General features: G+C 46.6%; 9 protein-coding genes and 1 tRNA gene. 4 read left to right on the forward strand and 6 right to left on the reverse strand.

Annotated elements, in window-relative coordinates; translation table 25 throughout:
• Positions 1–176: 176 nt before the first annotated feature.
• Positions 177–917 (reverse strand): ComF family protein, encoded by a 741-nt coding sequence (locus tag WC882_00790; GenBank protein ID MFA5842204.1) that lies wholly within the window; start codon positions 915–917, stop codon positions 177–179.
• Positions 918–1046: 129 nt separating this feature from the next.
• Here WC882_00790 and WC882_00795 point away from each other — a divergent pair.
• From WC882_00795 to WC882_00805, 3 genes are all read left to right on the forward strand, one after another.
• Positions 1047–1123 (forward strand) — tRNA-Val (locus WC882_00795).
• A 147-nt stretch (positions 1124–1270) separates the two neighbouring features.
• Positions 1271–2071 carry a hypothetical protein gene (locus WC882_00800; protein MFA5842205.1) on the forward strand — a complete coding sequence of 267 codons (801 nt, stop codon included), beginning with the start codon at positions 1271–1273 and terminating at the stop codon, positions 2069–2071.
• 82 nt (positions 2072–2153) lie between these two features.
• Positions 2154–2618 carry a hypothetical protein gene (locus tag WC882_00805; protein MFA5842206.1) on the forward strand — a complete coding sequence of 155 codons (465 nt, stop codon included), beginning with the start codon at positions 2154–2156 and terminating at the stop codon, positions 2616–2618.
• 5 nt (positions 2619–2623) lie between these two features.
• On the opposite strand, the gene WC882_00810 is transcribed toward WC882_00805, so the two are convergent.
• The 5 genes from WC882_00810 to WC882_00830 are packed head-to-tail and all read right to left on the reverse strand — an operon-like array spanning position 2624 to position 10850.
• The gene (locus WC882_00810) at positions 2624–3472 is read right to left on the reverse strand and encodes a hypothetical protein (protein ID MFA5842207.1); all 849 of its coding nucleotides are present in this window, start codon (positions 3470–3472) and stop codon (positions 2624–2626) included.
• Positions 3473–3528: 56 nt separating this feature from the next.
• Positions 3529–6081, reverse strand: coding sequence for a PKD domain-containing protein (locus WC882_00815; protein ID MFA5842208.1), 2553 nt, complete (start codon positions 6079–6081; stop codon positions 3529–3531).
• Positions 6071–7768, reverse strand: a complete 1698-nt coding sequence (locus tag WC882_00820; protein ID MFA5842209.1) for a proline--tRNA ligase — start codon at positions 7766–7768, stop codon at positions 6071–6073. Before WC882_00820 ends, WC882_00815 begins: the two co-directional genes overlap by 11 nt.
• A gap of 13 nt (positions 7769–7781) precedes the next feature.
• Positions 7782–9572 carry a hypothetical protein gene (locus WC882_00825; GenBank protein ID MFA5842210.1) on the reverse strand — a complete coding sequence of 597 codons (1791 nt, stop codon included), beginning with the start codon at positions 9570–9572 and terminating at the stop codon, positions 7782–7784.
• A gap of 18 nt (positions 9573–9590) precedes the next feature.
• Complete coding sequence (locus tag WC882_00830) at positions 9591–10850, reverse strand: cell division FtsA domain-containing protein (protein MFA5842211.1); 1260 nt, start codon at positions 10848–10850, stop codon at positions 9591–9593.
• 117 nt (positions 10851–10967) lie between these two features.
• Here WC882_00830 and WC882_00835 point away from each other — a divergent pair, with 117 nt between their 5' ends.
• The gene (locus WC882_00835) at positions 10968–14195 is read left to right on the forward strand and encodes an S-layer homology domain-containing protein (GenBank protein MFA5842212.1); all 3228 of its coding nucleotides are present in this window, start codon (positions 10968–10970) and stop codon (positions 14193–14195) included.
• The last annotated feature ends 312 nt before the right edge of the window (positions 14196–14507 follow it).

Genomic DNA, 14507 nt, shown 5'->3' on the forward strand with positions numbered 1-14507 from the left:
AATTTTATTGGTTGTGGTGAGCCTGCCGAACCCCACATATTTTACAGATAAGACTCCCGTACCGGTACGGCGCCTCAATCTGTAAATTCCGCCCCGGGGCGGAATAATGATCGGTTGAATATAATAACAGGTTAACCCGGCTTCCTAGGACGCCGCTCTAACCTGAAAATTCCTCCCTAGGGAGGACCTCAATAGGCTTGTCCTCGTCCCAGCACCACGCCCCAAATTTCTTTCACCCCTGCGGCTCGTAAAGGCGCAGCGCAAGCATTCAATGTCGCGCCGGTGGAACACACATCATCTATAAGAACAACTTTTTTGTTCAATAAGTTGGCTTTTTCTTTTAAAATAAACGCATTTTCGACATTTTTTAATCGATCTTTTCGCGATAATTCGGCTTGAGGGTGAGTGTTTCGAACGCGCTCCAATCCTTCCCAAATCGGACAATCCAGCGTCTTGGAAACCTCTTGCGCTAAAAAACGAGATTGATTGTACCCGCGCGTTTTTTCTCGAAGGCGATGCAAGGGGACCGGTACCACCAACGTCCAGGGCGCTTCTTCTTTGGAGACAGGATTTTTTGCACAAAAAACAGTAGCCATCCAATCGCCCATCAAGGTCGCGAGGGGGTAGGCATTGCGGTATTTCATGGTTTTGATCACGGTTTGCAAAAGGGACGATTGAACATAGGGTGACACCACAAAAAGCCGGTCGATTTCCCAAAAATCCGAGACTGCAGGAAATCGTCGGCAAAGATCGCAAAGGGTTCCGTGAGCATTTTCGCGTAGGCAATGAGGGCAATGTTGAACCGGATGAATGGGGAGAATTTTAAGGCAAGGCGGACATAAAAAAGAACCAAAATTTCCACAATTCAGGCATTTTTTGGGGAAAAAAAGATCGAAAAGAGCGAGGAAAAATCGCATGTCTGCATAATAAATGAAGCGGCATTACCAAAAGATTAAAAAAAGATGAAGAATTACTCTGAGATGGATGGCACGTACAAATCTGTTGTCTTAAAATAAGAAATGTGTACAATGCTAAAGCGATTGGAAGGGCGATTAGCTCAGTTGGCTAGAGCGCATCGTTGACGTCGATGAGGTCACTGGTTCGAATCCAGTATCGCCCACCAGAGAAAAAATGTTTCACATTTTTCCCTCTCCCCCTCTTCTTCCCCTGCATTTCAATCACAGTCCGCTAAACGCGGCGCAAAGGAAGTTGAGTAACGGTTGAAATTAAGCCAGTTGTTGAATTTCCATCATTCTCTCACCCCCTGTTTATGGCCGATCAAAATCCACCACCCCCACCGCCTCCAGCCGGAAATCAAAATCAAGGACAACAAGGAGGCGCAGGAATGAACCCGCCGCCACCCCCTCGTCCCCAAGGTCCGCAAGGGCAACAACCTTACGGTCAGCCCGGGATGCCGCCACAACCTTATGGCGCTTACCCGCAAGGAGCAGGAATGCCTCCTCAGTACGGCCCCCAGCCGATGGGACAACAAGGTCCGGGAATGCCACCGCCCGCCTACGGTCAACCCGGGATGCCTCAACAACCTTATGGCGCTTATCCGCAAGGTGCTTACCCTCAAGCAGGAATGCCCCCCGCGTACGGAGCCGCTCCTATGGGAATGGGCGCAGGAATGCCCGGTGCCGGGTACGGAGGTTATGCCCCACCGCCGCCCCCCCCGCCGCCGCCGAGTGATCCCAATTATAAATTTGGAGATCATCTCAAAAATTTTAAGACGAACATCAAAATCCCGAAACACGCGTTGAAATTCGACGAATTTTATTTCTTAAAATTACTCGCCGGATCCATTTCCTTGATGCGAGATGAAAAGAAAAAAATTGTTGAATCCATCCCCAAACTTCGCCAAGAGCAAATCGACGAACTTATCGACATTCTTGAAGAAGAAAAGGAGAAATTCATTGAACTTTCCCCCAAACATTCCGAACAACTCAAGAAATTGGAGCAAAAGCATACCGCGGAATGGAATGACCTTGAGAATCTTTATATTCAAGAAAATCAGAAGAAAGAAGACACGAGTAAAGCCGATGAAATTCGCAAGCAACTGGGTCTATAACAGACACGTAGCCACGCAAGAAGCGAAGTGTCCGCATTCCTATTTAAAATTTCCAATTCCCAATTTCTTTACCCCCTCCTTCATGAAAAATCTTTTAAGTCGTTTCGCATTTTTAGCCATTCTTATCGTTGGAACGTTTTTTTTAATCGGTTGTGAACAAGAAGCAGTCGATGTTACCTCGTCCACCGACGACACCGTAACCACGGGAAATACGGAAGAAAACGGCGGAGACGAGATGTCCATTGAAAGCGATATTGTTGAATTCGACACAGGAGACTTGGTCGAAGGAGTGGACTATGATCCTAAAGATGATCAGGCGATTTTCAATGCGGCCTTCGAGACTTTGGATGTTTCGAAATGTGACGCGATTCAAAATACAATTTCAAAAGAAAATTGTGTCACCACAATAGTTATGAAAGTCGCAAAAATATCGGAAGACCCGACCGTATGTGACCCACTTTTGGACGAAACATTAAAAACCAAATGTCTCAACGATTTGGGCAGTGAAATCCCGTCTCCCGCAGATTCGGCTGACGTAGAAGAATAAAAAGTTTACTCTGATAGAGCTGAGGGATTAAAGCAATAGGCATAGGCGGTTAAAATTCCGTCTTCGCCGGAACGATGGGATCTACAAGAAGAGGTCCCAACAGCTTCAGTCCCACGGAAATTATTTGTTGTACTGAATCCTCCACAAGCGATTCGTGTATATCCGGAAAGGCAATGAGCCGTAACCGTAGTGCCTGAGCCACTATTTTGAACGAACTGACCATCAAAATCACCGATTTGATGGGCCATAACGGTCCCATGTACTTCAAGAGAACTTTGTATGTTGGTGTCTCCATAAATATTAAGAGTGCCCCCATCTCCCGTAATGCTATTGGTGGTGATCCCACTCGTAACATAAAGACTTCCCACTTTTGCCGCACCGGAAGTGTAAACTCCGTAGAGACCTGTGCTGTCTCGATATCCCAACGATCCGGAAGCCGTGGTTGTCCCTGCAATGCCAGTTATTGAAACTCCTCCAAGAACACCGCTTTGTCCCGTGGAGACGTTATTATTTGATCCGAGAATACCACTGGATTGTGTGGTTGCATGCGCGACAAGACGCCCTGCATTCGTGGCATAAACATAGGCTCCTGTTGAGGGGATACTTGCGGCTCCCGTTGTTTTGGAAGCACTTCCCACCCAAATTCCACTCGAGGCATTGTAATCTACGGCTGTAGTATAGGTGCTCACGGCAATGGCTGAAAAATTGGGGATAACGGTTCCGCTCGGGGGAGTGGCGGTGGGGGCCGCAACGACAAAAGGCGTGCCCAAAACCAAAGCCATTCCAGCAATGAGAAAAAGAATGGAGCGAATCGAATCACTCAAGGATTTTGTAGAAAGAGAAGGATTGCGCATAGAAGAGAATTTAGGAAAAATAAAGAATAAATCTTATTATTATACAAGATTTTACATTAAAAAACAATGGTTCCTCTCCCTGTTTTTTTTCACAAGGCTCCTTGCATGGCCAACGCAATAATTTTAGACGCTTCGCCGCGAGTCATGTTCCAATCCGGTCGGAAAAATCCATCGGCCTGCCCATTCACCAATCCGTAAAAAAAGGCGGTGCCCACATAATTCGCGAACCATTGCGAAGTGGAAACATCCGGAAACGTTCCACTCACATAACTTTCAAGGTCCGCTCCAAAGGTTTCAATAATGATTTTGGTGGCTTCGGCGCGATTGATCGAATTATTGGGTTTAAATGTTCCATCTGCGTATCCCTCAACAAGTCCAAGATCTGACGCTTTTTCCACATACGAATAAAACCAATCCGTTTTTGCAATATCACTAAAATAAACCGTGTAAGACAGTCCGGAAGTCGAAATATCCGCCCCCTTCATCGCCATTTTTAGGAGTTCGGCGCGCGTCACGTATTGATCCGGAGCCAGATCGCCATTTTCATACCCGCGAATCACCCCATTGTCTTTTAAATAATCCATGTACTCGGACGCCCAATGTAAAGACACCGTGGAGGAGGACGTTGAAATTTGTCCTTCCGCATCTTTTACTTCCAATCGAACCGTGACATTGCCGGTTTGGTCAAAATAAACGGTTTGAGTTGAATCGTGAGACCATGACGTGGTGTAAATGATGTCATTTTCTCCGGTGTAATCCGTATCCCAACGGAAATAGAGATCCTCGGAATCGGTTTCTCCATCATAGGACCCGCTCCCGTCAAAATGAAACGCGGTTGAAAACGTCCCGTTCTGAACATCCACATTTAAAATTGCGTGTGGCGCGGTGCTGTCATACACCGTAATCGTGGCTTCCGCTTCATTGGTAAAGCTATCAGTATCCTTAACCTGCATAGTGACAATATATGTGCCGGGATCGTCATACTGGTGGCTCGTGGTTTTATCGGTGTCAAAAGAAGTGTCGTAATCGCCATCTCCGTCAAAATCCCAGCGCACTTGCAAATACGTGGTTTTATCTTGGCTGTCGCTCACATCCGAGGCGTCAAAATCAAACGTGGTCCCTGGCGTTCCACTCAAAGGGGAGACGGAAAATGTGGCCACCGGCGCATCATTGGAAACCACGGTCACGGTGCCTTCCGCCGTATCCGTTTCTCCAAAAGTGTCTCTCACTTCAACCCTCACGGTATAAGTCCCGGGGTCCGAATATTGATGTTGCGCGGTTTTGGTGGTGGAAAAACTGGTGTCATAGTCGCCGTCGCCTTCAAAATCCCAACGCACTTGGAGGTCGCTGGAGGGATCTTCTTCATCTTTACACCCGGCAGCATTGAAGGTGAACGTGGTCCCGGTAGTGCCCATGGTTTTATCCGTCAATCCGCTGTCGGAGGTGATGGAAAAATCCGCCTCCGGAGCAAGGTTGCTCCCGCTGATCGTGATCGTGGTCGAGACTTGATCCGTGTATCCATCGCTGTCGCGCACCTCAAGCGAGACGGTATAAGTACCTGCGATTGCGTATTTGTAAGTGGGGTTTGTTTCATCGCCCCATGCGATTTCAAATGTGCCATCGCCATCAAGGTCCCAGCGATATTCGATGTCAAAATGATCTTGATTGTCGAACGAATGGGAGCCGTCAAAATAAAACGTGGTGCTTGGTACGCCACTCGAAGGATAAACATCGATGGTGGCTTGAGGCTCGCCACTGGAGGTCACATAAACATAGGAAACATCATTGGGATCGTCATCGTCATAACCCGTCACGGTCAAGGTATCGCCGTCCGGACTCAAGACTTCCAAAATCGAATTGAAATAACCGGTTTCGGAATACGTGTGATACGCGGTAAACGAGGAAGAATAATCGGTATCAAACGTTCCATCCCCGTCAAAATCCCAACGCACTTGATATTCGCTTTGGGGGACTGAGGCTTTTGTGGAAATATCAGCTGAAAATTGAAATTCAGTGGACGTGTCTCCGGACGTGGGACTGACATCAAACCATCCGTCAAAAATGGCTTCTTCATAAACTGTTAAATAACCGTAGGTGCGATCCGTTCGACCGTCTTCATCGCGCACTTCGAGGGCCACGGTTTTGTCACCGGCCGCGGTGTATTGATGGGTCGCCATTTCATCATTGGACCATTCCCCGAATTCGCCGCCGGAATAATCAAAATTCCAACGGTATTCGAGGGTATTGGAAAATCCGCGCTGATCATAAGAATTCGAAGCGTCAAACGTAAACGTGGAACTGAGAGATCCACTGCTGGGAGAAAGATAAAAAGAAGCGGTGGGGTCGAGATCTGCGGCGTGAAGGAGGCCGATGGAGGTGCTCAATAAAAGAAGAGGGAGGAGAAAAATTAAACTTAATTTATAGGCGAGTGGGAAGGAAGTGTTTGAGGGCAATTCCGCAGCGCCAATCGGCTTGGTTTCGTCGGAACGAAGTGAAGACGAACGATTGGCGCGAGGCATAGCGGCCATTTTTCGCAGGAAAAAATGGACCGTGGTGCCCGAAAATACTTTCTTCACGCTCGCTCGTATGAATTTATTTTTACTTCCCATAAAACTCTTGAATTGAAGAAATAAGTTGATCCAACGGGACCACGCGATTTTCCTTAGACGAACGCTCTTTCCATTCCGCGCCACCTTGTTCCAAAGAGCGGGGACTGACCAAAACACGAATCGGAAGACCGATCAAATCCGCATCATTCAACTTTTCTCCGGTGCGAAGATCGCGGTCATCGTACAAAACCTCAATCCCGGCCTTGAGCAACGATTCATACAATTCATTGGTTTGTTGAATCACTTTTTCATCCAATCCCAAACTGAGCAAATGAACCTGGTATGGAGTCACGGATTTTGGCCAAAGGATGCCTTTTTCATCGTGATGGACCTCCACGATCGTGGCCAGGGTGCGGCCCACGCCAATGCCGTAACAGCCCATATAATAAGGTTTCACTTGCCCATCTTGATCCGTGAAAACGGCCCGTGCCATTTTGGTGGAATAATGCGTGCCAAGTTGAAAAATATTTCCCACTTCAATGCCGCGCCCTTCGAGCAAAGGTTCATCGCTTTCGGTCTTGGCCTCAGCCGGAGGCAAGGCAATGTCCGCCATCACATCCACTTCAAAATCGCGACCGTAATTCACATTGAGCGTGTCCATTTGAGGTTCGTCCGCGCCGGTGTAAAAATTGTGTACCGTCTTGAGTGAAAAATCGCCGACTTTTTTCAGCTTGAGTTTGAGAGGGGAGACAAACCCCACCACACTTCCGAGGGCTTTGATTTCTTCCGGGGTCGCGGAACGCAAATCATACGCATTCAATACTTTTTTTAATTTTGCTTCATTGACATCCAGATCTCCGCGCACAGAGACCAGAATGGTCTCTCCCCCATCTACTACAAATACAATCGTCTTTATTTGCCTCCACGCGGGTTCGCCGTAAAGCTTAACACCATCTTGAATGGTCGGGCCGCGAGGGGCTTTTTGAATTTTGAGCGGAAGCTTTTCTTCTTTGGGATTCATGATCTCGCGTTTGAAAAGCGCGACTTCCTCATGCGCCGCATACGAGCGATCTTTGGTCATGAGAAAGCGACTTTCTCCCACCGGGGATTCCACCACAAATTCATGACAATATTCACCGCCAATGTAGCCGTTGTCCGCCTCGATCGGAATCGCATTCAACCCCACGCGACTGAAAATCTTTTCATACGTGTGCCACATGGATTGATATTCTTTTTTAAAATCCTCGGCATCGCGATGAAACGAATACGCATCTTTCATCAAAAATTCTCGCACGCGGAGCAATCCGCCACGCGCCCGTTTTTCATCACGGAATTTTTGAGAAAATTGATAGATATTAAAAGGAAGGTCTTTGTAGCTCAAGTTGAATTTGCGAACCACGTCGACCATCATTTCTTCGGCCGTGCCACCCAACGCAAACTTGGCGCCGCGCTGATCCGCAATGGTCATGAGCTCAAACCCCACGCTGTTGGTGCGATTGGTTTCTTCCCACAATTCGAGGGGATGAAGCACCGGAGTGATCATTTTTTGAGCGCCGGCCCGATCCATTTCTTCTTCAATAATACTCACGATTTTGTCTTGGACGCGGATACCCAACGGCAAAAAATAATAGCGCCCTGCCGTGGATTCTCGAATAAATCCGCCTTGATAAAGGAGTTTGTGGCTCGCGAGTTTGATGTCTTGAGATGTTTCTTTAACCGTTTTTCCGAACATTTTTGAGAGACGCATAGAATGAAGAAAATTAGGAATTATCTATCTTGATTTCGATGTTTTCCAAAACCGAAGGAATGGTGGGCGCCCATAGAGGCCAGCACGAGATATCCACTTTATTGACTTCGGAAAGATTTTGGATGTAGTTCTCGGCTTCTTTGATGGGTTTCCCCGCGATGTGTTCTTTGATTTTTTTGACCAAAGCCGCCCCGGTTTCGGTCTCGGGGTCGAGGTTGTAAGCTTCAATGCCTTTCATGGTCGCTGTGAATCGAATCAATCCATTGGTTTGGTTTACTTCAAATACTTCATAAGTCACTGAATTTTCATCCAATTTGATGAGATTTTTATCCGGGCTCTTTTTTGCTTCCAACGCAGTTTTCATTTCAGTTAAAAATTCATCATAGGAGAAAGCATAGCCGGAAACCGTGATACTCCCCTTGACCTCAAATTGATCCTGAAGCGCATCCACAAGATTGGCCGGTACGGAAATTGATGGGTCGGAAAGCGTGAGTGCCCCGTAGCCTTTTAAGGAAGTCAGGTTGGTGGCATTGAGCGTGTTGCGTCGCGTGATTTCTTCATCCAGTTTGGCTTCGGCTGAATTTTCCAATTGAGCCGTGAGTAAAAGTTGCGCGGCATCGATATCCGCTTGACTCACTTTAAGTGTTACAAGCGAAGAACCTCCGGTCATGGGAGCGTTGCTTCGAGCGTAGAGCTGTTTTTGGCTTTCTTCACGAAGCCCGGGGAGAACAAAAGAACTCGCTTCAATATTTCCACGTTCGCCGATGACGCGATTGTATGCATCGGTTTCATCGGCCACAACTTGCACATCAACGGTCCCAAATCCGGCAGAGGTTGCCGCAGGCACGCGCACCGCGGATTGAGTGCGGAACACGAGTCCGTCTTCGGTTTGAAGACGAGTGAAGGCGACCAAATCCCACGGCGTTTCACGTTCATTGATGACCGTGACCGTGCCCGAGGCATTGGTGCCTTGAAACACCGTACCCGTGGCTGTGTAAGAAAGGGTTTGTTCAAACGTGATGGAAATCGGGTACGCCACAATCACATGCCCTTCGGCAATCGACGGGCTGGTGCCGTACACATTGGCATTGGCCAGAGTAATATTGACGCTTTGTTCGAGTACATTGGACTTGGGCGTGATCGTAACCGTAGCGCCCGGAAGCGCGATGTAGCTGATGACAAGCAAAATACACAAGCTGGCCGCCACCAAGGTGCCCAAGGTTTTTTTACTGGGCGCGCCGAGGATGAACGGCGAGGGCATATTGAGCGATTTATTTTCTTCCTTGCGTTCCAAAAAGCGCCGGACAAAAGTCAGAGGAGAGGAACTTTTGGCTTTATTCCCTTTGACCACTTCAAAAATGGACACTTTTTTTTGCGAAAGGCGGTGCGGTTGTTCGTCATGGACTTCATTCCCCATGGCTTTCATCGGTTCGCCGGGGATGGGGGATGTTCCTTCTTGAGATTTGGTCGGCGTTGATCCTTGAATTTGATCAAAAATCGGGATCCCGGCTTGATGCGCCAATTTGGCCCCCACTTTATCTTGAGTGATAAGGGAAAGCGATTTCCCAAGATCTTCCACTTTTTTTCTTAAAATTTGCAAATTCACAACACTCTGGAGCAACATCGCACGTTCCGGAACCACCAAATACACATCGCGATAAGGAAGATTCGCAATTTTCTCAAAAATCGATGTGATTTCCGCATCCAAATCAATATAGAGCACTTTTCGTTTGGAGATTTGCCGAACCTTATCCTCTGGCGGAGGATTTTGTTGAGGATCGGAAGATGGGGGGACATCGTTCATGTTGATATTTTCATTATATTACGCCTGAATCAAACGCACCACTTTTCGTAAAATTTTGGTGAGGATTTTTTCTTCATTCATAAGATCGATGCCGCGTTTCACCAACGCCATGGGGGTGATGTCTTGCGGATCGTGCAACAGGTTGGTTTGATCTTTGATGTTGGGGAGATCTTGCGGGTGAAGGAATCGAACCGAAGGCTTGTGACTGAACGGAAGATCTTTCCACCAATCGCCTTCGGTCAAAACCAGCTTGATCTCAGGGAGTAAGGATCCGCCTCCGGAAAGTAACAGCTTGGGAGGTAAGGTCTTGAGGGACGAAAATTCCTGCAAAGTCAGTCGAATGCCGGTGAGCCAAATTTCAGTGTCTCCTTTGAGCGCATTTTGAACGATTTTATGCGATTGTTTTTCCAGTCGATTGCCCGAGTACGCAAGTTTGATTTCTTCCGCTTCCGGAAAGGAAACATTAAGATTATTGGAAAGACGTTTAGTAAAGGTTCGTCCGCCGAGAGTAAACATTTTGGTTCCCACCAGCGATTGATCTTGAATCACGGCCATATCCGTTGTCCCGCCCCCCACATCTATAAAAATCGCATCTCGTTCAACAGTATTGGGGTCGCCTCCTTCCAAAGCGCGCGCCAACGCATACGGTTCGGACGTAATGGCCAGAAGAGGAACCCCTAATTCCGCGGCAATGGTTTGCAATACGCCGTAATGCGTGAGAGGGGAAAACGCATTGAACACGGTCATCACCACTTCTCTTCCTTGAAAACCGATGGGATTCGTCACTTTATAATCATCGATTTTAACATCCACAATCGCGGCATTCACCAATTTGATGTCGATTTCATTGTGTCCGGTCTCATACGCCAGTTCGCTTCGCATTTGTTCAAACGCTTTCCATTGAATTTTATGAACAATATTTTTTAATTCTTCATAGTGAATTTTCACTTCGGGGTCATGTCGACGATAACGAATGGTGCGTGTCGCACCCTTGACCAATTCACCGGCAATGCCAATAACGAGTTGATTGGGAGTTCGTCCGGCCATGCGTTCGGCATCGGCCATGGCTTCTTTGCAATGATCGATCACCGCGGCAATGTCCGTGACCGCTCCGCTTTGCATTTCTCCCATTTTTTGGCGCGTTTTACCCACGCCGATGATGAGAGGTGTTTTGTCTCCGGGCTCGGCAATAAGCGCTTTCACAAACTCGGTCCCGATATCGAGGATGAGCAATGTGGGGCGCGAAGAGGGAAGAGGAGAACGGAGAAATTTAAACATAGTAAAAACACTTTAGCTTAACCTCGAGGCGAGCGCAAAGAAAGTGGTGTTAAATTTGACTTAATATAAAAATTATTCTAAAATAATAGTGTTAGGCATTTTTTAACCAAAATAAAAATGAAAAAGCTACGTTTGTATTTTTCTAAACCCATGGGCCGCCTAGTTGCGCTGATGGTGATTTTAGGAATGTCGATATATGGTGTTCCGAAAATAGTTCACTTGACGACCAATATGCTCGCGTTTACATCGACATTGGGATCCTCGGATCAATTGACAGGGGAAGGAGATTCAACCGGCGAAGGGCAGGCCAGTACCTCGAATGCTGCATGGGAGGATTCAAGCGCAAATGGACAAGTCCAAGAAGAGGGGTTAGGAGAAGAGGATCAAGGCTTATTGGACGATCCCACTCAAGACGATGGAAATGGTTATGATTACGACCAAGACGATGACAGCTATGATTGGGTTGATGAAGGGCAAACCGACGGGGATGAAGCGTGTGCCGGTTGGAATGATGAATATGATAATTGTTACAACTATGGCGAATACATTGATATGGGCGATGGGACAAGATGCACCATGATGGGTTATAACGAACCTTTGGTTTGTGAAAATTCGAACAGTGATGACAGCTACGAATGGGTGGATGACACTCAAACAGAGGATTTAACTCTATGCACGGACGGTTGGTTTGCGGACGATGGTCGTTGTGAAGATTATGGCATGTGGAACTGGCTGGATGGCGAATGGTGTGTGATGTATGACAACGGCAGCTCGGAATGCAACAGTGATCAGCCCGAAGACGATGGGGATCAGTGGGTGGAAGATTCATGGGATACCACAGGAAATATGTGTGAAGGCCCGGATTGCACCTTTTTTTATCAAACTGAAGTTTGCGGCAACGATGGCATCACTTATGCCACGGAAGATGAAATGCCGGAAAATGTGAACACTCAATATTCCGGCCCATGTTCGACTCCCGATGCCCGCGAACTTAGCGACATGCAAAACAACTTAAAAGACGAGGATCAATTTGGTAATGTTTTGAAACGAGCAGAACACGCTCAACAATACCTCACAAAAGTGCAGGAACGTTTTGCGAAATATCTGGCAAAAGCCGACGAAAAAGGATTAAGCCAAGTGTTCTCCGATTTTGTTCAAGAAAAAGTAAATTTATTTGAAGGATATCAAGCTGAAATCGATGCTACTATTGCCGAAATTCAATCCTATCAAACGCTTTATGCCGATTTTATGGTCGAAGCCCAGAACCGTTACGATACCGTGGCCGCCGGAGGATACGGCAGTCAATATTTTTGGAATTATACGGGCAAAAAAGATTTCTTTCAGATTATTCGAGAAACGTTGGAAAATCGAGTCAGTGAATACGACAACACCGGAATGTATGATTTTTTAGGATTGGAACCCGTTAAAATCGCCTATGACGCTGAAAAACAAGGGGTACTCGATGTATTGGATTGGACGTCGGTAGACACTATGCAAGCCGAACTTCAAACCCTTCAAGATACATACTCCGCAATTGTGGATGAAATGAATGTTTTGAAAGAAGAAGCTGTGGTCGCGTTGTCAAACGACGTTTTTTCGCAAGACGAAATGAATGATTTAAGAACGAATTTATGGGATGAAATGGATTGGCTCCGTTGGGATATGGAGGATTATCGGGATCTTGAAAGTGAATTTTGGGACAGTGAGCCTTGGAGGAATTTTGATATCATGTGGCAATCCATCAATTGGGCGCGTGAATATAGTTTTGCACTCAAGGATTTTGAAAATATGCAAACCATGCTCAGTGAAGCTCAAAACGCTTTAACCGTGGCGGATGGGGTTTTTACGGAAGCTCAGGCTCAAACCGTCATTGATGATTTACTCTCCGCCATTGAAAATAAAGTTCTTTCCGCTGCGGACGAAGCTATGGCTAAGGCCGAAGAGACCAAGAATCCGGAAGCCTTGTGGTATTTCTTCGATAAAGTCATGCAGCCGTTTGGCAACTATGCAGATTCCCAATTGGGTTATCTTAAAGATTTATTTTACAGCAAATATCAAAATCAGGTGAGTGATGAAGATCGAGAATTATTGGTTTCTTTGTTTGAAAATGGAGGCCGGAACGATTCTCGCGACACGTTTGTTCAACAATTCAGCGGGGATGGAACGGATGAACAAGAAATCATCGATTACATCGTCGGGCAGATGGACGAGGGCATGGCCAATCAAATCATTGAAAAACTCATGGGTATGGTGAGTGAAGAAACCCTCCAAAATTTGGGAAGCTATGATCAACAAATGGGAATTGATTTGAATCAATTGCTCACCATGAGCACCTACGCGGACCCGACAAATTATCAAGCCATGTTAACCGACACGGAATCCATGGCTGCCACGATCGCGGATATGCAACAGCAAATTGAAGGATTGAGATCTCAGAATTCTCAATTGCAATCCCTACTCGACCAAATGGCGCAAGCCAATCTTTACGGGGATCAAGCCGAAGCCTTTCAGTCCACATTGAGTGGATTGGATTTAAATAATTTTTCCACAACGGAAGTGGCGCAATTGCAAATGCAATTTGAAGAAGTGAAAGCCGATTCGGAAACGCAAAAATTCTCAGACGGTCTTATCCCATTCAAAGACACCGCAGAAGGGGAATGGTATACGTATTATGCAGCGACATTGAAGGGGGAAGGGGTCGTCAGCGGGGGAAAGGATTTGAACGGACAACTTACGGGTGAATACAACCCCGAAGATTTAGTGACCAATGCCGAGTTTTTGAAAATGGCGTTGAATGCCACCGGAAATGGAGAAGCCGAAGGCACTCCATCGAACAGTGAGGCTGTGGGACATTGGGCTCAAGGATTTTATGTCCAAGCCGAAAAATTGGGGCTTGATCTCGCTTTAAGCAATCCCAATGATACGGCAAGTCGTGGAATGGTCGCCAGAACTTTAAATGAATTGATGGGCAATTCGACCCTGAGTTTGACATCCGGACAATTCAGCGATGTGACTCCGGGTGACGAATTCGCCAATGACGTAGCCACGATCTCTTCGGCAGGAGTCATGACAGGAAATCCGTTTCGCCCTTATGACAATTTGAATCGTGCGGAAGTTGCGGCCGTTATCACACGGGTGATGGAAGGGCAACAAGTCATGGAATTTGAAACGTTTGACACGAGTGATTTCTTGCAAGGATTGGATCAATTGGGCCCGATGACGTTAACACAGGAGGACATCGTCCAATCCATCGAGCCCGATGTCAGCCAAGATTCCAATGATATTGAGGATTTTTGGAAGCTAAACAATCTTTTGAATTTCCTCCAAGTCATGACCAATATATAAAAATCCGGATTCTCGCATCCGCGGGAATGACAAACTAAAGTCGTTTTATATTTACCAAAAAGTCTGCACGTGCGGACTTTTTGTTTTGTTTGATTTTTCTTGCCATTTTTACGAAAAATCGATATCCTTCATTCAATGAATATTTCAATATCCATGACCGCCCAACGCCGTAACCCGCTACTCTAGCGGAGGTTTTTGAAAACATTGAAGGGCAAAAAATAATACTCCGCTGAAAAAGCGGATTTTTTTATGAAATTTTACAAATCCACAACTCGTCGTACGCCCAAAGAACGTCGCCAGAAGTGCCGTAAA

It is taken from the genome of Candidatus Gracilibacteria bacterium, assembly GCA_041658685.1.
Classification (GTDB): domain Bacteria; phylum Patescibacteriota; class Gracilibacteria; order UBA1369; family UBA12473; genus JBAZZS01.